Here is a 20,898-nt window from a genome sequence, read left to right on the forward strand (position 1 = left end):
CTTATCTGCCGATTTTATTACGTGTTACAGTTACCGTTTCACCTACTTCCTCAGCTATTAATTGCTGCTCAGCGGGATTGTTTTTTGCGCTTACAAGGGATTTAAATAGGCCATCTGTTTGTTTCAGGTTAAACTTGTTGCCTTCCATATCCTCCATTTTGAAGGTTTTACCCTTCAGGTCAAGCACCTTGTAAACATTGTTGTTATAGGCTATTTCGTCACCTTTGGCCAGCGTTGCGACTTCGCCACTTTTTTCCTGGGTTTTAATTTCGTCCCCAGTGGTATTGCCTTGTTTTAGATCGCGTTTTTCACCGAGATCAAGCACAAAGTCATAGATCTTTTGTGCATCGGCAGAGGCACGGAACAGTTCAAATGGCTCATCCTTTAAAATTTTCACCCAACTGTTAACGTAAGCTGCGTGCTGTCCGAAATTATGGCCGATCTTTAACTCGCTGCCAATCATTAGGGAGGCTATCTCCGCGCGTAATTCTTCGCGGGCATATTGTTCTGAGCCAAACCGGCCTTCCATTGGTCTGTTCAGGCGACTTTCATGTCCTGTCCAATGTCCCAGTTCGTGGAGGGCAACAGCATAGTATTTTGTTTCGTTATCGAACTGTTCTTTAAGCGGCAGCTGAATGGCATCTCTGGTCTTGTTGTAATAGGCCTCATTCCCGCCGTGATTAATCTTGGCTCCGCTCGCTACCAGTAAGCTTTCAGCTTTTTCAATAGGCGTCCATTTCTGCTCAGAACGGTTTTGAGCTAGATATTCGTCCAATGGCGGCAACCCTTTGATTTGTTCCGCATTGAACACCCAGGCATTGGTGATAATTGGCTTATCCAAAGCGGTCACACGTGTCTGGGTTTGACCATTTTCATCTTTAATTTTATCGCCGTTCACATCCCGCATGGCTTCCATATTGGAGGTTTTAACGAAGTTGATCAACGTGGCCTTGGCACCTTTCTCTACTGTGAATCCCGCGTAATCCGCCTGCTTGAGCGTCATCCAGCGCGGGTCCTGATGTCCCTGCATGGAAAGCCAAAGGGCATTCATACCCCTGTAATTTTTATTAGTAGTCGGGTTTACAGGAATGGTGAATGCCGGCGCATCCGAGTCGTTCCATGGTTTTTGAAATGGCGACGTGCCTTCCTTCAATTCTGCGATGAGCTTATTAGCAATTTGCTCATGTAAGGGTTTAAAGTTTTTGCTCATGATTTGTAGTTTTTAATATTTCGTATAAAAAATTCAATGGATTGATGTATCGATTTTGATATCGGACGCTGAAATGCAGGTGTGCTGCGGTCAAACGACCTGTTGAGCCACTAATGGCGATAGGTTGGCCGGCTCTTACAGAATCCTGCGCGTTGACCAGGAATTTGTCTAAATGACCGTATATAGAAGTGATTTCTCCATTTTGCAGGCTGATGGCCATTCCAAAAGAGGAATTGTAGCATTCAGACCGGACGATACCGTTAAGCACTGCATAGACCGTATCGTATTTCGCTCTTAGGTCAACTCCGTTGTGGAACTCTATTTTTCCGCTAATTGGGTTGATGCGGTAACCAAATGGTGAAGTAACTGTCAGTAATTTTAGCGGCAGACAAACGATACTTAAAGCGATGATCGTCTTCATCGGGAGTAAGCTTTTTCGAGTGCCTGTTTTTCTACGGTTTTTGCTGGCTGCATGGCTTTATCCCATATCGCGGGGTTATGGCTTGCTATTTCAAGTGCCTGCCATTGTGCAGTACTCGTCCCTCTGTCTAAAAGCAAACTGATCTTATATAAATCCTTAAAATGATCAAGAGGCATAGTGGAACCATTGGCCGTTATATCACTCAGAATGGTATTTTTATCCTTTAACTTTAGTAAAGACTCTGGTGGGTAAATGCCTTCCTTCCCATTGTTAAAGGCCACATACACTTCTTTTGATTGCTGACGGTCATAGGTCACAATGGCAACGTTTCCCTGGCCGTTTGCAGGGTCGATGGTTAAATCTGGTCGCACGAGCACGAGCGTACCATTGAGATTTTCATTATTCATGATTTTAAGATTTAATGATTTTTACTGTGCGGATGATGGGCGGAAATGGCTAACCATTTGCTGAATTTCCAGGCTGATCCGGGAAAAGTTCTGCCGCAGGATTTCATCTCTTTTATCTCCGAAATTGTAGAAGGTTGGTAATGGCCGATATGCTTTTTCCTCTTTAGCGATTTCTTTCAGGTCAAGCGATACCCGACAATTCACTGCCGATGTTTGAAACTGGCCGGTATAGTTTTCCTGTGTATCTGTTGCCAGTACGCCGACCATTTCTCCAGCATTGAGTGATGCGATTTTGCCCGCGGGTATCAGCACCTCCAGCTTTTCATTCAGTGAAGTAGAAGTTTTGTTGCGATCAATGGAAAGGCCTTCACCGAGTTGCTTGGACTTACCGAATAAGCGTTCCAGCCATTCCAGTGTTTCCTTATTTCTAACAGAGCCGGATAAAACATTGCCTATAACCGCAGTGATGGTTGCTGCCGTGTCTTTACCATATTGCTGGTTGAACTGAGGTAGTTCCTGAAGGCCCAAAAGCACCGCTACCTTGTTACTTCTGGCGGTCGCAATCAGGTTTTCTATTTTATGAACGAACAACGTGGGCACTTCGTCAACGATCAGCGCTGAGGGGAGATTACCTTTGTTGTTGATGAGTTTGGTGAGACGGTTAATAACGATCGAATAGCAGGCCGAATTTATATTTTGCGTACTAGGATCGTTTGCCAGTACCAGTATGCCGGGCTTTTCTTTTGAGGATATTTTCAGTTCAAAATCATCGCCACTAAACACCCAAAAAGTCTCTTTTGTGGCAAGTCTGCTGATAAAAATCTTGAGTGTACCAACCTGTCCCTCTAACTGGTCAAACGCCTTTGCTTCATAGGCGGTCATAAATGGTGATAGCAATGATTTGAGTTCCGGCTCTGAAATCAGGGCGGTAAATATTTCTTCGTACGAGCGATTCAGCAGTGCGAGCACATGTGGAAGGCTACAGTACTTACCGCCATTATATTTGCTTAGAAAATAAATGCAGGATGCCAGGAAATTGATAGCAGACTGCGTAAAGAACTGATCGCTGCCGCCAGAACGGTCTCCCTTTTTTAAGGCTTCGACCAGACCCTCGGCAGTCTCCGCTGCATCTGCCAGTGAGCGGATATAATCTGCACGCCAGGGATTAATACGCCTGCTTTTTTCAATCTCATTAAGATTAAGCACATGAAAAGTAAAATTTTTGAGTTTGCCCTTGCTTTTAGCCAGCAGGTAGTGGTAGTAAGCGATATTGCCCAAGTCCGGGAACTTGAAATCATATAGGCATACCGCGAACTCCTTTTCACCGATCAGCTGGCGGATAAAGGGATTTACAATGCTAAAACTCTTCCCACTACCCGGCACTCCGATTACCATAGACGCTCTCAGCACGGGTATATTCAGCCAGCCTTGCCTTACTTTTTTATTGAAGTAGAAAAGCATAGGAATATTGACCGAATAAGGTGTTTCTACTTTTTTCAACGGTTGCATAAAGCTTTCTGCTTCCGTATTCCATTTGTCCTTACCAAGTCCGGACCGGATTAACTTGGAAATGTTATCCATGGCCAAACTGGTCATCAAAGCACCGACGAATGAAGAAACGATATAGGCCAGGTTAAACCATGATGTATAGGCAAAAGCCAAAGTTGAAGGACGACCCTGTAAAATGATGCTGCCGAAAAACAGGAAAAGACCCAGGCTTAGCGGATAAACAATGTGTTTTTTGGGGTTGAGGTCTTTTTCTTTTTTTGCCAGCGTACCAATACTAACCAGGCACATGAGCGTCATCGTGGCGAGTTTGCTGTAAACCAGGCTATCATAAATAGCTATATGTGAGATCTTATCTAACGGGGTAAAAAAAAAGCCCCAAAAAGGGGCTTTGCGGTAAACGAAGATGACGACTTCAAGCAGAACAGATAGGTATATAGCAGCTTGCATGAACCCATGCAACTTCTGCTGTTCACGGGTTTCTTCCATAAATCGTTGCTTTAAAAGTCAATGGTGTCTGCCCCAAGCAAATCTTTGTAGTTAATAGATAGCGTTACCACCCGTCCGGAAATTTGCTGTTCGCTGAGTTCGGCGCGCAGCACCTTGTTGCCGGGAAAAGACATTTTTTTAAATACAAAAACGTTGCGGTAATATTTGGAAAAGGATGGCACGCCGGACAACACGAACAGCGGGTTGATTTCAACCGATTGAATGTTGCTGGCTTTCGTTACCTTTTTATCGTCGATCTTGAACCGGAAATCCTCAATATCATATTTGAGGTTGGTTTTGTTTTTGAAGGCGATGTCTAAAAATATATAGTCTCCCAAAGTGGCAATGTGATTGACCTGCCCTTTGAGGCCAAAAGCTTTCACCTTATCAAGCTTCTTTTCAGCGCCTTCGGTATAGAGTTTCAGGCAAAGAAGTTTGAGCTGATTTTGCGAAAGCCCGATCCCGGAGATATCCAACGGGCGGGTATCTGCCGGATTGATATTTATTTCTGTCGGCACACCGGGATAACCAGGCAATAATTGATACTGTGCAATGTATTTTTCCCCGGCGATGGTAATCACCGAACCGGTAAACGTTTTAAGGGAATCTTTCAGCTTAATACGCAGTACATTTTTAAGGGGTAAATCACCAATGAGGTTTTTATCCGATATATCCACGTACTGAACAGGTTCAGGTGAGATAAAATGGATAGTTAAATTTTCCGGTAAATAAACAACCGGCAGTTTGTCTTGGGCATGCGCAAAGGCAGCAAAAAGCAGGAACAGGTATGGCAGTAACTTTTTCATATTAATATTTTTTTTGAGCGTTTTGTAATGCATCGGAATCGATGAGATAGATGTAAGAATTGTATTTGAGCTTGGCTTTATTTTTCCGGATCAGGTCAGCAATAGCGGAAGAAGTTGACTGGAATACTTTGTCAACTGTACTCATCAGGAACTGGCTGCCGTTAGAGCTGCCATCAATAGTGACACCTTGCACGGTATTGCTGCCCAAATCCTTAGTGAACTCCCGAAATGATGAAGCCGGAACATACAGGCCCGGCATACCATCCAGGTCGTAGACTTCCAATTTTACAGGCAATATTTTACTCTCGTAAAGAATTGAAGTGATGGACAAGGTTACCCGCTGCTCGGAAAAGCCGCTGATCTGGGCAAAAAGATAGGTGCCTTTCTGTATCAGGATATCTCCGGCTTTGATATCCTCTAATAATTTCAGCCGCAAGCGTGAACCTGCGTAACCGGTAATATTTTCATCGATAACCGCGCTGATGAAATCTTGTCGTTTTTCCGGCAAAACGGTATTAAAATCGGCTGAAGGCTGGCCGGCTCTGACGACGGTAAACTTAATTTGCGACGCTTTTGCTTTCGCGATTTTTTCAGCGGCATCCCGCTTTTGCTTTTCAGCTTTATAGGCAGGATCATTGGCTTTATTGATACTATCCATAACCGCCATTTGCTGCTTGAAAACTTCCATAGGGTCTTTTTCATGCGGCTCAGGTGGCGTCTGGTTTCTTTGGCCCGGTGGCGCTTTTGCATTAATGATCTTTGCCAGCTGCCGTTCACGGTTCATAGTACCGTCCTCCACCTCGTGTGATTTCGCTTTTGCCGCGATGGAATCCAGCATCTTTTTCTGCTGCTCGGAGTAATCATTATGGTAAGCCGGATTACTGGTCGATTCTTTTGGTATTACACCGACCGCGGAATTACCATCGGCCTCTTTGTAGGTATTTCTAAAGGCATCCAGTTTATCAGCAAGTTGCCGTTTACGAACATCATTCGATACGTTTCCCACGCTCGGGTTTAGGCCCACTTTCGGAGTAGTTTCCTGTTTTGGTTTATCGAAGCTGCTATGCCATGCATAATAAAATAGGCAGAAAAACGGCAGCAACACCAACGGCAGGATGTATTTGGGTTGTTTAAAATTGATTTTCATGATATTTAGTGTTGAATTTGTTGCAGGCTGTCAAGCGCATTTTCAAGCAATACACTATCGGCTGATGAGAGTTGGTTCCTGGCGCTCAGACTATCAATGAGTTTTTTAAGACGCAGGCCTTCTTTGATTTTTGCTGCTGTTTGCAGGATCTTGGAAAACCCATCGCCCACCGGATTTACCGGTTTCTCCGCGTGCATTGCTTTGGGTTCCGGGTGGCGGAAAACTGTAAAAGACAGCGCGGCAGATGCCAGCATCAGCGCAATCATTAGTCCCAGGATTATTTTGGGGTGAGCGTTAAGTAAGCGTTTTGAGAAATTACCTGCAATGGAAAAATAAGTGCCGAACTCTTTGCGTACTTCTGAATACAGCGTATCCCTTGGATCGCGGTTAGAATGTATTTTTCTCCACATCTTGTAAGTCTTTATTTTCGAGTGTTTTCCAATTGGTGATCAGCGCGCCGTGTGGGTTATTGTCACTACGTGGGATATCTTTCAGGTTACCCTCCGTGACCAGGGAGCGAATCACCGTTGAGCTGCGCCGGTCTATTTTCAGCTTGCCGTAGTACCTGAAATACTTTCTTGGCATGTCCAGCACAATGGAGTCGGTTTGAAGTGTAAGCACAGAACTTGATGACAGGATTGAATTAAAGAAACCGTTCTCTTTGAGGTTATTGTATTGCTGCATTCCTGATTCATCCACCAGGTACATGGCCTTTTTCATTTGATATTCCATGTAATTATCGTCTGGCGTCAACGAGAAAAAAAGCGAATGAAATAGATCAATATGGGCGCGGTATTCAGCCGGCCGGTTCATTTGCATATCGGTTTGACGGGCAAGGATCGGCACGTTGTTATCAAGTAGATAAATATTCTTATGTGCATTGGAAACCAGCTTATAGGCATATAAGCAGTTCATTCCAACAATAACTAAAGATGTCACCAGGCTGCCTATGGCAATGACCGTCGCAAGCCTGATCTTGGCTTCGATGTTTTTAATAATCATATTGTTTGGAAATAAAAAAGGCCGCCTTTTTTTGAAAGCAGCCCTTTGATTAAATGATGAGGTGACTAAATAAAACTTCCGGAGGCGCGGCGCGCAACCCCTAATACAGTTCCGGCGCTTCTGCCGAAAGTAGACGTGGCGGAACTAATACCCGATGTAGATATTATCCAAGTGGAGATGCTGGGTACAGTAAACATGCAGATCGCACCGATTAGGAATACGATGATGACGGTTCCAAAAGACAATACGCCGTTGCCGGCAAACACAGCCATTTTTTCCAAGTTAGCATCTAAACCGTTTTCACCAACAAGTTCTTTATACTTACTAATTTCGGACGTCATTGCATACTCCTGCATCAAACCAGTTAAATACATGATCAGATAAGCAATTCCGCTATAAAGGTTTACGGAGACAAAACGGGCGATCCAGGTACTAAAACTATCCCTGAAGGCTGGCAAAATACTTACGGCAACCGCAAATGGCCCGAGTATGATCAAAATGGTGGAGTAAATAATTTGAATCATGAAAATAACGTACACCGCAATTCTTAATATCCAAATACCAATCAATTCCAGCATTTGCGTAAAGAGTAATTGCAGTCCTACCTGTAATCTGTTTTTCAGCTCTAACAAAGGAGAAACCACGCTACTAATACCCTGTTTTACCGTACTGGTTACCGAATCCCATGCCTGACCGTACCATGTGTCGCTCTCTTTTTCGGCTACTTGTGTTTGAGCTTGATAAGTATAAAGAGAGTTGGCTACCGCAAGCATGAGGTTAGCGCGATTTAGCCGAAGGTTATTGACGGTTGTTTGCTCGCTGTTGAACATTAGCTCTGTCTGATTGGTTACCACATCTGTCGGGAAAGCAATTACTTTAACAAATGTTCCCCACCAAAGAATCACCATTGCTAAGCCAAAGGGTCTCATCAGTGGCATAATCTCCAATTGCTTGTCACCAACCATCATCTCGTAGCTTTTTATAGCGAAAAAAACAATCATAAATATGGCGGCAAGTGCTTTTGCATCATTTATAAACAAGTCAAAATGTGTCCATACCGAATCCTTTAATCCCTTTAGAAAGTACATGACTCCATAGTCATAAACACCATCACCCTGAAGGAATTCGATGGTCTTTGTATTATCAATATTTGCCGTTTGTGCAAATGCTGCCGGTGCTAACAGGCACAGTAGCATGAATAATATGATTTTCCTTTTCATTGCACATGTTGTAAAACTTTGTTAGCGATATCAATATCAGCATGAGGAGTCCAGTCAGGCACATCAACCTGATTGGTTTTCAACCGCTGTTGCTGGGCTGTCATGGTAAGGGTTGATTGCGCCGAAGATGTCCGGATCGCCCACACACCGGAAAGTCGTCTGTATTCCAGAAGATATCTATGGTAAGCAAGAATACGCGCACCGCGATCCATATCCGTCGAATGGGCCGCTTCAATACGCTGTTTAAGCATATCCAGTTCATTTTTGTACCAACTGTAAAGGCCTTCGGAAACAAGTTTTGCAGAAACTTGCGGGGAAAGCCCCGAAAGTATGGAGGCGGCTGAGTTATTGATAACCGGCGAAAGCTGGCTTTTATAATAAAGCAGCCATAACGGATCTGCATCACTAAGTAGGCCGGATTGGTTTGCTATCTCCGATAATGCCGTATTTCTAATCGTATCTGATTGCAGCTTGTATTTATTATCAGTAGTATTTAAGGCCCCAACCAAAGCGAGGCGTTGGGTTTGCGGCCCGGAGCCACTCAGGGGCCGGAGGTCTGTTTTGTGGTAATTGGGATAAAAAAGCCCCCATGTCAGCCAGTAGTACGGGTTTAGGCTGAGAAAGCCAGCTTTTGGTGTGAATTTATTTTGATCCCATTGCAGGTAAACCATGCGTTCCTGCTGGTACCTAATACTCTGGTCTTGCACAACCGATTGTGCATAGCATCCGCAGGCCCATTGCAAAATGAGCAGCGGCAATAAAATTATACTTTTCATTGTCTTAAATATTTAGCGTTTTGAATGATCTGTGAGACGATGGCTTTATCCTGATTGATAAACCCTGAAAACGGGTTAAGGGAACTGATGATTCCGCGTTCTTTTGCCCAGTACATAGCGCGCCAGGTGCCGTAAGCAAGACCGTCGATAATCTGAAGTTGCTGGGTGACTTTGCGCAACAGTTCATCTCTTGCACTATAGTTTGCAAGTACATTGTCCCCATCTTTGAGAATATATCCTGAAACATCAGTTACCAGCAAGGTCGCCCGCGTCCGCATCTGGGAAGTTATATTGCTTACGACCAGCAACAAGGCCGGATCGGATTTAGCAAGCAATAAGGCCTGTTGAACGTAACTGGTTATATCAGCAATGATCACGGCCATGTTTTTTACGGCAAGCCCGTCTTTTAATGCGGAATTTACGTTGGATAAAGACTGATAAATGATGGTTTGAGCTAATACCACGGAACCTACGTTCGTGTTGAGATCAGATACGTTATTGTTGATTTTTCCTAAATACTGATCATGAGTGGCTTCCGCACTGCTTCTGACGGCAGCATTCTCTGTTACGGCAGCGAAGTGCCAGGGGTCGACCACATATTGCTGTGCCTGTACCATACCATTGTAAAGCAACAGGCAAAATATCCACTTTTTCATTTGAGGTATTTTGCATTCTGAATAATGTCTTTTCCGATATCCATATCAGCATCAATAAAGTTTTGGAATGGGTTGGCGGCTTTCAGCAATGAGGAAAGGCTGGAATATTGCATCATGCTCAACATGTTCCCGGATAGGTTTTGGATGTTGCTCAATTCCGATATCACGTAATCGAAAAGCATCTTACGGTCAGATGCTTTCATCTGATTAACGTCACCCAACGATAAAGTTAACCCAGTGACGTAACCCATCAGGTCTTTTGCTTGCACCACAAACTGTAGTTCTGATTGATATCCTATGGCCAGCAGTGCTGGGTTTTTCTGTACCAACTGAATGATTTGTGCTTGATTGCTAATTATTCGGCTAACCATTGGACTGGCGTAAATTCCGATATCAGCCAAATTAATTGCCGTACCTAACGTGTTGTAGCGATGTTGCAAATCTCTGTAAGTCGTTTTAAGTTTTGAAAGCATGGTCAGGTTAGCCTGTTCATTGGCATTTACAGTAGCCTGTTTGTTTCTGGCGGTCACTTGTAACTTATTTTCGGATTGAGATTCAGAAACTAATTGATGAATTCCAACTATGTCTAGTGTTTTTTGCTGGGCAAATGCAGTCATGCAAAGTCCAAGAAAAGTGGCGAGCAGAAATAAAGTTTTCATTGTTTAAGATATTTAGCGTTAGTTAATACATCATTGGCTATACGCACATCCTCATTCTGCCATTCAGCCCATGGATTAAGTGAACGAAAAATGCCCTCTATTTTCGCCCAATACATGGCACGGTTCATACCATAGGCAATACCGCGAAGGATGCGCATTTCTGTAGCGATATGATTTAGCAGTTTGCCTCGTTCACCGGAGTCCATGAGATTGCTGGTGCCTCCCTTTAATACAAAGGCGCTTACATCTGCGGCTAAAGTTGCCGCACGTGTTTGGAAATCACGAGCGCCCTGTTCGGCAAAGAGCAATAACACAGGGTCTGATTGCGCCAACTTGATTGAACTTTCCACATCCGAAACGATATCCGATCCGCATTCCGCTATCTCTTTAATCGTGGTTAGGTTGTTGATCACAGATGCTACCTGGCTAAGCCCTTGATAGATTTTGTTCTGCATGTTGTTGACTATGACCAGTTGGCCGGTGACTGCCAGTTGGCCTTTCTGGATAAGGTCTAACCGATTATTAGTTGTATTTAATTGTCCGTTGATAGTAGACGCGCTTACGGCAATGGCACCGGAAACAGCCGGGTCAACAACAATTTCCTGAGCCCAGGCTGCTGCAAACAGCATACAGCCCAGCATGGTGGTAATTAATTTTTTCATATTAAGATTGATTTACTTGGGTAATAAATGCGGGCAGGGATTTGCCGCTTGTTTGAAAATCGGCTACAAATGCGTCAAGCCCTTCGGAATAGCTGCCAAACCTCCCGATGTATTTTTCAACAGCTGATTTTTCAGGCTTTTCTGTAGTGTAGGTCAAATATTGATGCAGGGAAACTTCAACACCATATACCTCACCGGTAGCGCCGCGACGTATATACACTTCTTTGAAGCGCCCTCGATTTTCTGCATTGTCCAGTTGATTAATGGTAAAGATCTTCCGGCGCTCAGTTTCGCTGATGGCCAGCAATGCGGCTATTTCATTATAGTTGTCACGAAACTTGGTTTGATCCAGGAGGCAGATGGTATCAGAATTATTGATGATGCTATCTTTCACTATGCTATTGCCGATGATATCACCAAGTTCCTGTGTAACCACAATGGCTTCACCCCAAAACTTGCGAACGGTTTTATACAGATAAAGTAAATATCCAGCCATAAGTGGGCTGGCAATCGCCTTCCATGCCTCCTCAACAATAAGGGCCTTCCTGCGATCAGAACGGTACCGCATCTTTTGGATGAATACGTCCATTATCGAGAGCGTAACGAGTGGAAATAAAATTTTATGCTCCTTAATTGCGTCAATTTCATAGACTATGAAGCGCTCCGTAAAGAGGCTTTTGTCCGTTTCTTTATTGAGCATGGTGGCAAATTCACCGCCTTTATAAAACTTCTTTAGTACGTAGCGAAACTCGTCGAAATCAAAAACGATCTTTTCTTCCTGCTTGATTTCCGGGATTTTCTGAAGCGCAAAATCATAGAAGGTATCAAATTTCAGCTCGCCGTTTACCGGGAAATTTGCCGCGTAATAAGCGGAAATGACATTGGCAATTACATCTCGCTCAACTGGCATCAATATGCCTTCAGCACCTTTCCAGGCAACGCCAATAAGTGTACACAGGAAATCTTTTTTTTCAATGTTATACTCCAATTCCGTCATCTTGAAAGGATTCATGGTGATCGGGGAAGTATCTGAGTAGGTGATGTATTTACCCCTATAGTAAGCGCACAATCCAGAGTAAGAATGGCCTGTATCCACGATTACTACATCCATATTATAAAGCATGTATTGCTCGATCAGGGCATTCATAAAGAAGCTTTTTCCTGAACCGCTGGGGCCTAATACAAATTTGTTACGGTTATTGATGCGGCCAGTCCTCATTGGCAAATCAGCCGGATCAATACCTATCGGGATGCCCTGCCTGTCGGTAAAGCGCAACAGAAAATCCGAAGGCTCATCCTTTGGCAGGGATTCCTTAAAAAAGAAGCACATGGCAGCATCACAGGTAGTCAGGAACCAGTCATAGATTTTTAATTCGCCGCCATTTCCAGGCAATGCCGTGCGAAAAAGCTCCAATTGGTTGTAGGCATTTTTGCTGGGGATGATCCCTAACTGAAATAGTGAGCTTTCCACGAAATTGGCTGCCTTTGGCAAGGCTCCTTTGGCAGCACAGATTAGAATATTGAAATGTGCATTTACCAGTAATTGATTTTCCCTGGCAACATCGGTCAGCAAAAGATCAATATCCTCAACGCAAAGTTGATTAGCGGGGTCAGGGATGCCCGCATGCCGCTTCCTTTTTTGCTCCAGTTTCCGTAAGGTCATTACCTGATTGGGAATCTCGATCACCTGGTTATAAACCACGGCATCACAACCGGGAACCTTGAAAAGGAAGGACAGGAAATCGACAGGAAATCCACGCGTACTTTCTTTGTCATTGAGTTCTATATGCGTCGAAACTTCAGGCGGAAGATCGATGCTATCAATATTTATCAGGCTGATGGAGCGAACAGCACGTTCTCCAAGATTAATTTCTGTTTCTGTTGGAGACATGTTATTGAGACTGATTGACCCGCTTTTAAAGTTCATGCTGAGTATTTGCAAGACCAACTGGTTAATGGCAGCCTCGTGCATTATCTTCCCGGATGGTAAAACATCAAGTACTTTTCCTACTGATTGCATAAAGTCCTGAAGTCCCTTAGCATCGTAAGTGTAAAAAGCACCTCTTTTAACCTGTTTAGTAATGGTCAGGTAAGTTGAAACGCGAAGGCATTCCCGGTTTTCAAAATGCGCATTGTAATGACGCTGCAAATATTCATCGGCTTCCCTGGCACGAAAAGCATACCTGCTAATCACATCATGCTTTTGAAGTAAATGACCTTCACCCAGAATTTTGACGATATTGATCAGCAGGTGGTGATATTCTTCATAACCAGAAGGGTCGGCTGAATAACGAGTAACCGGGTTATTAATCTCAATAACGATCGAATATTCTCCAGTTAGTCCAATGAGCAGATCATAATCGCCTTCCTTATTAATTCCCGCGTACGGGATGTTAAACAAGCTTTTTGCGGACATAATGATTGAGGATTAAAATGTTGGTGTTTCGGCTTTTGGCGTGAAGACCGCCTTTTTGCCTGGAGGCGGTGTAGAGAAGACCGCCGACTATGCAGCCGATAAGCACAAATGCCCCGAGCCACATATTGATCAGGGACATGACCAATGCGCCGGCAACAAGCCCGGTAAGTAATGAGGCCAGGCCCCAATAGATGAACTTTCCTTTAAAGCCTTTGAAAATAAGGGGCTTCTGCAGCCCCTTATAAACAGCGAATTTCCTGGCCATTTTACAACCCGAAGAAAGCTTTGATGACCAATGCGGAAACGACGAGGAAGACGCACGAGCCGCCCCAACCCATCAATTCTTTGTTGATGTCTTGATCACCGGAGTTCCATTTGGAGTACACGCGGATTGCGCCGACAATGCCGACAATGCCGCCGATAACAAGGGTAATGTTGGTTACCGGTGCGACATAAGTTTTGAGGGTTGAAGTAGCGGTATTTAAACCATTTACACCACTTTGTGCGAATACAGGCACGGACAGGGCGATCAGCACGGCTGATGCCCATAGTTTTTTTGTTTTGTTAAACATTAAAAAGGAGAAAAAAAATCGAGGCGGAGATCTTTTAAAGCCAGATGGAGAAAATGGCTGGATATGCTAACAGGCGTTTAGATCACGATATACGCCCTGAACGATACACCCAATGGAGAATGGATGAAAAAGGGTAACGAGTGCGGTTAAATGCCAAAGATGGCACGGAGAAACACCCCCGCAAGCGTCATAAAAAGGGCGGCAAAGAACCACGCGGCGACATCCGCAGTGAATCTGTCCTTACCCATTTGCACATTCTTGTAAATACGCAACCCGCCGATGATGCCAAAGAGTCCGGCAACGATCAGGGATAAATCAAAAGCTGAAAAGAATGTAGATTTTAAATCCTGTTGTGCCTGTTGCATTTCTGAAATTCCCGGCTGAGCCGAAACTGTACAGGCGGCAATGCAACATGCCAGAATAAGAGAAATTTTTCTCAATAACTTACTTGTTTAATATACTCTACCGCTTCATCACGGCAAAGATTAAACATGTTTTTAAGGGATACGCCGCCGCTTGCGTATATTGGAGAAGCGATGTCGGCGCTTGTTAATTCAGGTGTAAGCGCGACCGCGTTAACCTGTTCGCTAAAGGACAATTCATTGGTGTCATTGTCTTCATTTATTCCTCGATTTCGCAGGTGATCCCACGCAATCAGAATTAAATAATAGACGGAGTATAATCCGCCAAGCCATAGGATAAATTTAAACCAGTTCATAAATCATTGTTTTGAATAAAGTGTTTAATTATTGTTTTTATTTCGGGTTGGGAATCAAGCAAATATTTGACTGCGAAGGCTACCAATTTGGAAACATCCACACTGGTAGCCATCTTAAATTGATTCATCGTCCGCACGGTTTTCTCGTCAAACCGGACGTGCACCATACTTTTATTAGGGCTGGTGTCAAATGCGAGGATAGCATCCAATATGGCAGCTTCAAACTTCTTTTCTGCTTTGCGTTGTTTTTTGACTTGTTTATCGGTGGGCTTGGTTAGTTCCTGCCTTAGCTGGTCAGCCAGCGATTTCATGTTTTCCATATAAATGATCAGCATAAATTTTTTCAAAAACGGGGATGATTACCGGGTACAAGGAAATTGGAGTTTGGAAAGTATTTGTGCGCTGAAAATCGATCCGGTCAGGCAACACATCTGTGATTACTCCGAACTTGGCAAGCTGGGTGTTAACCTCCTGCATGATCTCAAATTTGGCGTTGGCTTTTATCCTGTTAGGAATAAACACCATTTTAATCTTGGGATTTACCTTTCGCAGAACCACCGTAAACAGCATCGTTGATTCAAATGTGAACTCATCGTAAGCGAACGGGCAGATAAAAAGATCAGCTGCGTTAAAAACAGCGAGCAAGCCATCATCATCAAGTTTACCCGGAAGATCGATAAGCACAACATCCTTGCTATTTTTCATAAGCACCTCTTTCAGTACGGGGAAAGTTTCCAGGGTGGCTGAAAGAACTTCATAAAGCTCTTTGTTTTCTAGTATTTTAGCCTTCTCGTATTTCTGAGAAATGGACTGCTGATAATCCATATCGATCACTGTTACCGGGCATTTTTTTGCCGATGTGAGATAGTTGGCGAGCACGAGGGTTATGGTGCTTTTACCCGCGCCTCCTTTTTGGTTTCCAATAATTATGGTCATGATTTTATAATTTAACGGGTGTTGGTTCTTGCTTTCTTTTGTCGCCTGCGGCGCATACCATGGATTTGCTGATCATCTACATCATCTGCTATCCATACCGGGCGAATCATTGACGCAATTGCGCTATCTTCATCTTCGAACTCAGCTTTCTGGGGAATAACTAAAAGCGATTCCCTATTTTCAGCTAATAGTTCTTTTAACGGTAGTACTTCACTACCCTTAAAAACCATTTTCTTGTCATGGTCAATGATAGAATAACCATAAGGTTGCTTTCCTTCAGCCGAATGAAATAAGACTTGAACCTGATAGAAATCGGACAAAAATTCTTTAAAATCTGGGCGATGCTTTGTTAGCCTGAATACCTCACGCAATTCGGCGATACGCTGTACCGGCCGCTCATAGTTATTGATCTTGTCATTGATTGTTTTTTCATCAACATCTTTACCAGGCAAGCCGAGGCTTTCCATGATCATGAAAAACTGCGCTCGGGTGCTAAATGTATAAGTTAAGGCTCTGTCAATGCCGAGCACTTCTTTAAGATTTCCGATAGCGCGAAGCTTTTCGTAAGCGCTGTTTATTTTTTTGCCTTGCTTATCAACCCTTACCGAAACGACATGGACGTGGTTATTATCGGTGTCCTTATGATAAACTATCAGGTAGGGTTGCTTACCGTAACCCATTTTATCAAGCCAGGCTACTGCAATTGCTGTGAGTTCCTTACTTGAATAATTTCTGCCTTTTGCGGAAAGAACGGCATGAAACTGTGGTTTTTTTATGCGGGTGTTTTGTGAAGCAACCATTTGCAGGTAATTAATGTAATCCTGCGGCCGTAACCGGCTTAGACTTTCCAATGAACCGAAATTGGCAACCCGCATCAGATCGCCTTTATTCCGGTCAATTTTATTGGTGTTGTAAACCACCCCGCTGAACTTAGCCGATGAGGAAAGAATTTTGACGATCATAAAATATAACTAAGGAACTGTGTAGCAGAGTCGCTGTATTACTGTATAACCTTATCTCAGCCTAACCGTGTACCGGAGTTACCGAGTAGCTAAGGACCGTTGTAACCTTGTTGCCGGATAACTTCATAGCCAATGGGCTATATAACGATATACCAGCATATCAATAGAGCCTTATACCAGGCTATCCGGTGAGCTATATACTTTTTTAACTCAGTACCTAAATAGCTATAGATCAATGCAACAGGCTATCCCGATAGCTAAATCGCAGTAGAACAGTATATCTCCATATCTGTATAACCAACAAAGAGTTATTATTTTCCGACGAGCCTGATCACTTTGCGTAAACTTATTTCGAGTTGTTGTTGTAATTGCAGGTATTTTAAAAAATGGGAATCGAATTGTTCAATTATTAGCGGCGACATAGCGCCTTGTAATTTTAGTGTATTAGCATGTTTTGCTAACTGGTTGATATTATTTCCAACTCTGCCCATTTCCGCGAAGATGTTATCCAGGTTTATGATTAGCTCTTTTGCGTTAATGATAGTTGTACCGGCATTGTTTAATACCTTTCTCCTTAACAACTCAGTTTTGCTAATGCCCAATGTTTGCTCCAGGGAGAGGATAAGATTATATTCATCTTCTGTGAATCTCGCATCGATCTTTTTGATTCGCTTTCCGCTCTGCAATTGGGGCCTGCCCTTAGCCATATCTAATCCTCCATAAAAAACGAGTTGCGAAGTTTTCAAGTCCCCCCGGAGGGCAAGATTCTTTTTGTCGGACAAAAAGACATCTTGCCGTAGGAAAATCAAAGATTTTCCCGGATATCCAATTCCGAATTTAGCGGCCTAGCGGCGATTTAAAACTCCCGATTGGGGAACAATACCTTCGCCAATTTTCGGTTCCTGAATTTTAGCGGCGGCAACCAGTTTGTCATTATAATCGTTAAATCCTTCAAAAGCGAAGGACCGGTCACTGGCATACGGTAGCGCTGAGATAAATTCTTTGGAAGCCGTTAAACCTGATTGATCACGGTCGAAATAAATATCAAGGGATGAAAACGACTTGGCCCTTTCAATTCCTTCAGCCAATAAAGCAATGGTATTTAAAACTATAACACTATGATCCGACATAGCATTTTCCGTTTTCCAGCTGAGGTAATTTATAAACCCCTCGAATACCACAGCTCTTTTTGAATGCCCTTGTATAAAACTTATTGCTTTATGTCCAAGGCATCCCTTGAAGTATTTGTTCCGAACTTCCCAGGAATCTTTTTCGTTTTTCCAACCCGCGGCATAAAAGTGTTTTCGTTCACCTTTATGATCCTGCACAAAGTAGTATACTTCATGAAGTGTATCTTTTGCCTGTTCAAAAACTTGACGGCTCTTAAGATATTCTGTAATGGCAGGATGTGTCCCGATTTCCTTTGTTTCGACTACAATGTAATTTGGAACCTTAACAGATATACGGGGGCGCAATGGCTTTTTCTCAATTGAGGATATATTGCAAACATCCTGTATCTTTTGAATAACCTCGCCAAAAGATAAATGCGCCCATAAGGCCAGGCCGAGATCGACAATATTCCCGCCTTTGCGAGTACCATGATCAAACCAGACCCCTAATTCATCATTAACGCTAAGTGACGGTTTAGTGTCATTTTCTCGCAGAATACTGATATACATTTTTTCCCGCCCATATTTTTTAACAGGCTGATGACCAAGGCGTGCTAAAAAATCGACAAGGGAAGCCTGATCTTTTAGCTCTTTTGCTGTAAGTAATACTGACATTTTTTAAAAGTTAAATGGTTAATACTGGGGAGGGCCTGGGCTCAGGTTAGCTTAGAAATGACGATAGACTTTGCAAGCAGTTCAATTTCAAATCGGTCTATTCGCCAAGCAGCGGAATGATCACCATCTTTTCTGACGATGATCAGACCATCTCTGACCCAATTTTCTACTGTTGCGCGTCCAAACGCCTTGAAAGCTTCGCTTTTATTGAGGTAGGGCTTAACCTTTCCCGTTTTGATCAATGCGGAGAGTGCGCCTAGTTGGGCTGCAGCTTCCGTGATTAGCTTTAGTTGAAAAGGATTTATTTCCATGTACCGGCAGCGGGTAACGACCCCGGTAATTCATTTCTGCCGGTATATATTTTCGGGATTACTCACGTCGCATCCTACGATACGGGCCTTCGCCTGCCTTTGCGCTTTCAGTTATTGATATGCTTTCAATCTCACCTTCGCAAAAATTCCCTGCTTATGGGCAGGATAATGCTTCATCCCTATACGTCAAAGACCGTTATAAGCCAAGCGCTTATAGCTTTCTATCTGCCACTGGCAGATAGGTGTGCCTGTTGCTGGCAGCGGCTACGCTGTCCAGCTTGGTTCTGTCAAGAAATTTTTTGGAACTTTTTCCGGGCACGGTCAAAGGAGAAATCAACTGTTCGGTCAACCAGCGGTCGACATTGCTTCGGCCGTATAAACGGTAGGCATCTGCTTTGCTGATTAAAGAGCTAATTGCCCCGCTTTCAGCAACTGCGTTAGCCACACCAGTATTAACCGCGTTTAGCATTAACAGAGATAAATCCTCGATTTTCATGAAGTCAAAGCACGGTTTTAGGCACACCCTAAAACAGTGAAAGGGGGTGAAAGAATCCTTTCACCCCCTTTCAAAAGAGATTTCTAAAATGCAAGAATTAATATCGTAGACTATTGTTAATCAATAAAATAACAAGTTTGAATTGAGGCTGGATCAAGGAATAGTGCGAGTTAAATTCAACTTCAAAAAAGTGTAAGCTCATAGTAATACACCAAATTCTGTTAAACATTCATTTTATAATTTGCCGCAAAAGCTGCAAATTTGGTATAGGCGATAAAAGCAAACAATTTAAAATGTTAGAAAACGCAAAGCTTAAATTCACATTCCTGAAACTAGGCATGGCTGGTGAGTTCACTGAGCGCGCCGAAAAGTTGGGTTTGTTTAACCTGGGTGATCTAATGTCTGTCAATCTAGCGAAATTAAAAGCTCACAGGGATTTCAACTATACGTGGTATGCAGAAATGTTGGCCATGCTAAAAAACCATGGGCTTTTAAATGAATTCCAAAAGCGCACATTGGAGGTTTAATTATAATTGGAGAGATTGTAGTTTGTATTTAACCAGTTGAGCATACTGATTAATATGGCCTTTAATTTTTGTGCTGTCGCATGCTCTACAACACTCGATTTTTTTTGAAGGCTTTCCGGTGAGATAAAATCGGTGTTCGGTGTATAAAAATTCTTGGCAAAGAATGCGAAAAGCTCGCCGATATGTTCCTTTGCTAAAACGCCTTTTTCTACGAGTAAGCGCAGAAAAAGCCCTAATTGCGCCACGGAAAGATTGACCAACATACGTTTTCCGCGAGGCTGGTAATGCTCGTCACTTATTGATTGAAAACTAATTTTCAACCGCTCTTTGACCAAGAAATACTTTTCGGAAAGAAATTTATTCAGTTCATTATAGATCCTATGTTTTTCCCAGGGGCTTTTTAATCCGGATGTGACTGATAAATCAAAAAGATGGCTTTTTAAGTCCAGCAATTTTTCCTTTTGTTCAAGCAGTCCATCCTGATCAGATATCCGATCACCCCATAGTTCCAGGCAAAAAAGGAAAAAATCTGGTAAATTAAAATCGTGGATAATCAGAAAATCAATTGCCTGTTCAGAGTTGGAAAATTGTTTTTTCATCATTAATTCAACTAGTTTACGAACATAAACGTCATCAGCTCTTTTTAAAACCCTTTGATTGATGAGGTGGTTGAACCCTTTGGTGAGCATGGCAATGATATTTGAATCAATCTCCTGCCGTTGCAGGTGCAGGGACGCGGTTGCCGTTAACAATCTCAATTCCTGTTTAATCCGAAAAACAGCATAATGACTATAAGGCGTTTGAGCAGCAATTTTAGGAAACCTTTTTGCCAATTGATCCAGGAATTCTTCAAACAACCCGCATGTTGACAAATAGCTTTGCCTAATGCGGGTAGCCATCGGGTTTTTTTGCCACACTTTTGTATGACGGGTTAGGTATTCGCTTATGGTATCGCTAAGATCAGTGACAAAAATCATGAGCTCCGCCGTATCGGTTTTTCGTTCATTTGATGCAAAAGCCGATTTAAGAGTTTTATTTGATAACTCTTTAATAGCGGAGATTATAAAGTTTTTCCACTTATCGAACTCGCCGTCAGTCAAAGATTGTCCGGCAATTGTGTTCGGATGCAGCGATTCTTTTACGAATTGTTGAAGTTGAACGGAGACGTTTTTCATATAGGATGTATCGTTGTTCCATAAGGTATTTGGAAGGATT

The 20,898-nt window shown here is 43.1% G+C and carries 27 protein-coding genes; 1 reads left to right on the forward strand and 26 read right to left on the reverse strand.

Going from position 1 to position 20,898, the window contains the following annotated elements; all coding sequences use genetic code 11:
- Window position 1: 1 nt before the first annotated feature.
- The 25 genes from J2W55_RS17170 to J2W55_RS17290 form a co-directional block, all read right to left on the reverse strand.
- Window positions 2–1,210 carry an ArdC family protein gene (locus J2W55_RS17170; RefSeq protein WP_310098336.1) on the reverse strand — a complete coding sequence of 403 codons (1,209 nt, stop codon included), beginning with the start codon at window positions 1,208–1,210 and terminating at the stop codon, window positions 2–4.
- Window positions 1,194–1,631 carry a M23 family metallopeptidase gene (locus J2W55_RS17175; protein ID WP_310098339.1) on the reverse strand — a complete coding sequence of 146 codons (438 nt, stop codon included), beginning with the start codon at window positions 1,629–1,631 and terminating at the stop codon, window positions 1,194–1,196. The genes J2W55_RS17170 and J2W55_RS17175 overlap by 17 nt, the downstream gene beginning before the upstream one ends.
- Window positions 1,628–2,038, reverse strand: a complete 411-nt coding sequence (locus J2W55_RS17180) for a hypothetical protein (protein WP_310098344.1) — start codon at window positions 2,036–2,038, stop codon at window positions 1,628–1,630. The genes J2W55_RS17175 and J2W55_RS17180 overlap by 4 nt, the downstream gene beginning before the upstream one ends.
- A 21-nt stretch (window positions 2,039–2,059) precedes the next feature.
- The gene (locus J2W55_RS17185) at window positions 2,060–4,033 is read right to left on the reverse strand and encodes a type IV secretion system DNA-binding domain-containing protein (protein WP_310098347.1); all 1,974 of its coding nucleotides are present in this window, start codon (window positions 4,031–4,033) and stop codon (window positions 2,060–2,062) included.
- An 11-nt stretch (window positions 4,034–4,044) separates the two neighbouring features.
- Window positions 4,045–4,839, reverse strand: coding sequence for a DUF4138 domain-containing protein (locus J2W55_RS17190; RefSeq protein WP_310098350.1), 795 nt, complete (start codon window positions 4,837–4,839; stop codon window positions 4,045–4,047).
- 1 nt (window position 4,840) lies between these two features.
- Window positions 4,841–5,986, reverse strand: a complete 1,146-nt coding sequence (gene traM, locus J2W55_RS17195; protein WP_310098353.1) for a conjugative transposon protein TraM — start codon at window positions 5,984–5,986, stop codon at window positions 4,841–4,843.
- 5 nt (window positions 5,987–5,991) lie between these two features.
- Window positions 5,992–6,396, reverse strand: a complete 405-nt coding sequence (locus tag J2W55_RS17200) for a hypothetical protein (RefSeq protein ID WP_310098356.1) — start codon at window positions 6,394–6,396, stop codon at window positions 5,992–5,994.
- Window positions 6,374–6,988: a conjugative transposon protein TraK gene (gene traK, locus J2W55_RS17205; RefSeq protein ID WP_310098357.1), complete on the reverse strand. Its 615-nt coding sequence runs from the start codon at window positions 6,986–6,988 to the stop codon at window positions 6,374–6,376. The genes J2W55_RS17200 and traK overlap by 23 nt, the downstream gene beginning before the upstream one ends.
- A 65-nt stretch (window positions 6,989–7,053) precedes the next feature.
- The gene (locus tag J2W55_RS17210; RefSeq protein WP_310098360.1) at window positions 7,054–8,208 is read right to left on the reverse strand and encodes a TraJ family protein; all 1,155 of its coding nucleotides are present in this window, start codon (window positions 8,206–8,208) and stop codon (window positions 7,054–7,056) included.
- Window positions 8,205–8,984, reverse strand: a complete 780-nt coding sequence (locus J2W55_RS17215; protein WP_310098362.1) for a hypothetical protein — start codon at window positions 8,982–8,984, stop codon at window positions 8,205–8,207. The genes J2W55_RS17210 and J2W55_RS17215 overlap by 4 nt, the downstream gene beginning before the upstream one ends.
- Window positions 8,981–9,640, reverse strand: a complete 660-nt coding sequence (locus J2W55_RS17220; protein ID WP_310098364.1) for a hypothetical protein — start codon at window positions 9,638–9,640, stop codon at window positions 8,981–8,983. The genes J2W55_RS17215 and J2W55_RS17220 overlap by 4 nt, the downstream gene beginning before the upstream one ends.
- The gene (locus tag J2W55_RS17225; RefSeq protein ID WP_310098366.1) at window positions 9,637–10,299 is read right to left on the reverse strand and encodes a hypothetical protein; all 663 of its coding nucleotides are present in this window, start codon (window positions 10,297–10,299) and stop codon (window positions 9,637–9,639) included. The genes J2W55_RS17220 and J2W55_RS17225 overlap by 4 nt, the downstream gene beginning before the upstream one ends.
- Window positions 10,296–10,961, reverse strand: coding sequence for a hypothetical protein (locus J2W55_RS17230; protein ID WP_310098369.1), 666 nt, complete (start codon window positions 10,959–10,961; stop codon window positions 10,296–10,298). The genes J2W55_RS17225 and J2W55_RS17230 overlap by 4 nt, the downstream gene beginning before the upstream one ends.
- A gap of 1 nt (window position 10,962) precedes the next feature.
- The gene (locus J2W55_RS17235) at window positions 10,963–13,377 is read right to left on the reverse strand and encodes a TraG family conjugative transposon ATPase (protein ID WP_310098372.1); all 2,415 of its coding nucleotides are present in this window, start codon (window positions 13,375–13,377) and stop codon (window positions 10,963–10,965) included.
- A complete protein-coding gene (locus J2W55_RS17240; protein WP_310098375.1) occupies window positions 13,355–13,642 on the reverse strand; it encodes a plasmid transfer protein in 288 nt (95 codons plus the stop codon). The genes J2W55_RS17235 and J2W55_RS17240 overlap by 23 nt, the downstream gene beginning before the upstream one ends.
- A gap of 1 nt (window position 13,643) precedes the next feature.
- Entirely contained in the window at window positions 13,644–13,949 is a 306-nt protein-coding gene (locus tag J2W55_RS17245) for a DUF4134 domain-containing protein (RefSeq protein ID WP_310098378.1), read from the reverse strand.
- A gap of 146 nt (window positions 13,950–14,095) precedes the next feature.
- Window positions 14,096–14,389 carry a DUF4134 family protein gene (locus J2W55_RS17250; protein ID WP_310098381.1) on the reverse strand — a complete coding sequence of 98 codons (294 nt, stop codon included), beginning with the start codon at window positions 14,387–14,389 and terminating at the stop codon, window positions 14,096–14,098.
- Window positions 14,386–14,667 (reverse strand): hypothetical protein, encoded by a 282-nt coding sequence (locus J2W55_RS17255; protein ID WP_310098384.1) that lies wholly within the window; start codon window positions 14,665–14,667, stop codon window positions 14,386–14,388. Before J2W55_RS17255 ends, J2W55_RS17250 begins: the two co-directional genes overlap by 4 nt.
- Window positions 14,664–14,978: a hypothetical protein gene (locus J2W55_RS17260; RefSeq protein ID WP_310098387.1), complete on the reverse strand. Its 315-nt coding sequence runs from the start codon at window positions 14,976–14,978 to the stop codon at window positions 14,664–14,666. The genes J2W55_RS17255 and J2W55_RS17260 overlap by 4 nt, the downstream gene beginning before the upstream one ends.
- Entirely contained in the window at window positions 14,962–15,603 is a 642-nt protein-coding gene (locus J2W55_RS17265) for a ParA family protein (RefSeq protein ID WP_310098390.1), read from the reverse strand. Before J2W55_RS17265 ends, J2W55_RS17260 begins: the two co-directional genes overlap by 17 nt.
- 11 nt (window positions 15,604–15,614) lie before the next feature.
- The gene (locus J2W55_RS17270) at window positions 15,615–16,565 is read right to left on the reverse strand and encodes a relaxase/mobilization nuclease domain-containing protein (protein ID WP_310098393.1); all 951 of its coding nucleotides are present in this window, start codon (window positions 16,563–16,565) and stop codon (window positions 15,615–15,617) included.
- Between the two features lie 311 nt (window positions 16,566–16,876).
- Window positions 16,877–17,272, reverse strand: coding sequence for a plasmid mobilization protein (locus J2W55_RS17275; RefSeq protein WP_310098396.1), 396 nt, complete (start codon window positions 17,270–17,272; stop codon window positions 16,877–16,879).
- Window positions 17,273–17,410: 138 nt separating this feature from the next.
- Window positions 17,411–18,349 (reverse strand): DUF8464 domain-containing protein, encoded by a 939-nt coding sequence (locus tag J2W55_RS17280; RefSeq protein ID WP_310098400.1) that lies wholly within the window; start codon window positions 18,347–18,349, stop codon window positions 17,411–17,413.
- 41 nt (window positions 18,350–18,390) lie between these two features.
- Window positions 18,391–18,660, reverse strand: a complete 270-nt coding sequence (locus J2W55_RS17285; RefSeq protein WP_310098405.1) for a hypothetical protein — start codon at window positions 18,658–18,660, stop codon at window positions 18,391–18,393.
- A gap of 211 nt (window positions 18,661–18,871) precedes the next feature.
- Window positions 18,872–19,156, reverse strand: a complete 285-nt coding sequence (locus tag J2W55_RS17290) for a hypothetical protein (protein ID WP_310098410.1) — start codon at window positions 19,154–19,156, stop codon at window positions 18,872–18,874.
- 293 nt (window positions 19,157–19,449) lie between these two features.
- On the opposite strand from J2W55_RS17290, the gene J2W55_RS17295 reads away from it, so the two are divergent.
- On the forward strand, window positions 19,450–19,683 hold the full coding sequence (locus J2W55_RS17295; RefSeq protein WP_310098413.1) for a hypothetical protein: 234 nt from the start codon (window positions 19,450–19,452) through the stop codon (window positions 19,681–19,683).
- Here the strand turns inward: J2W55_RS17295 and J2W55_RS17300 are convergent.
- Window positions 19,680–20,858 (reverse strand): hypothetical protein, encoded by a 1,179-nt coding sequence (locus tag J2W55_RS17300; RefSeq protein ID WP_310098416.1) that lies wholly within the window; start codon window positions 20,856–20,858, stop codon window positions 19,680–19,682. The genes J2W55_RS17295 and J2W55_RS17300 overlap by 4 nt on opposite strands.
- Window positions 20,859–20,898: the final 40 nt, after the last annotated feature.

The sequence above is a fragment of the Mucilaginibacter pocheonensis genome, from assembly GCF_031456535.1.
GTDB classification, from domain to species: domain Bacteria; phylum Bacteroidota; class Bacteroidia; order Sphingobacteriales; family Sphingobacteriaceae; genus Mucilaginibacter; species Mucilaginibacter pocheonensis.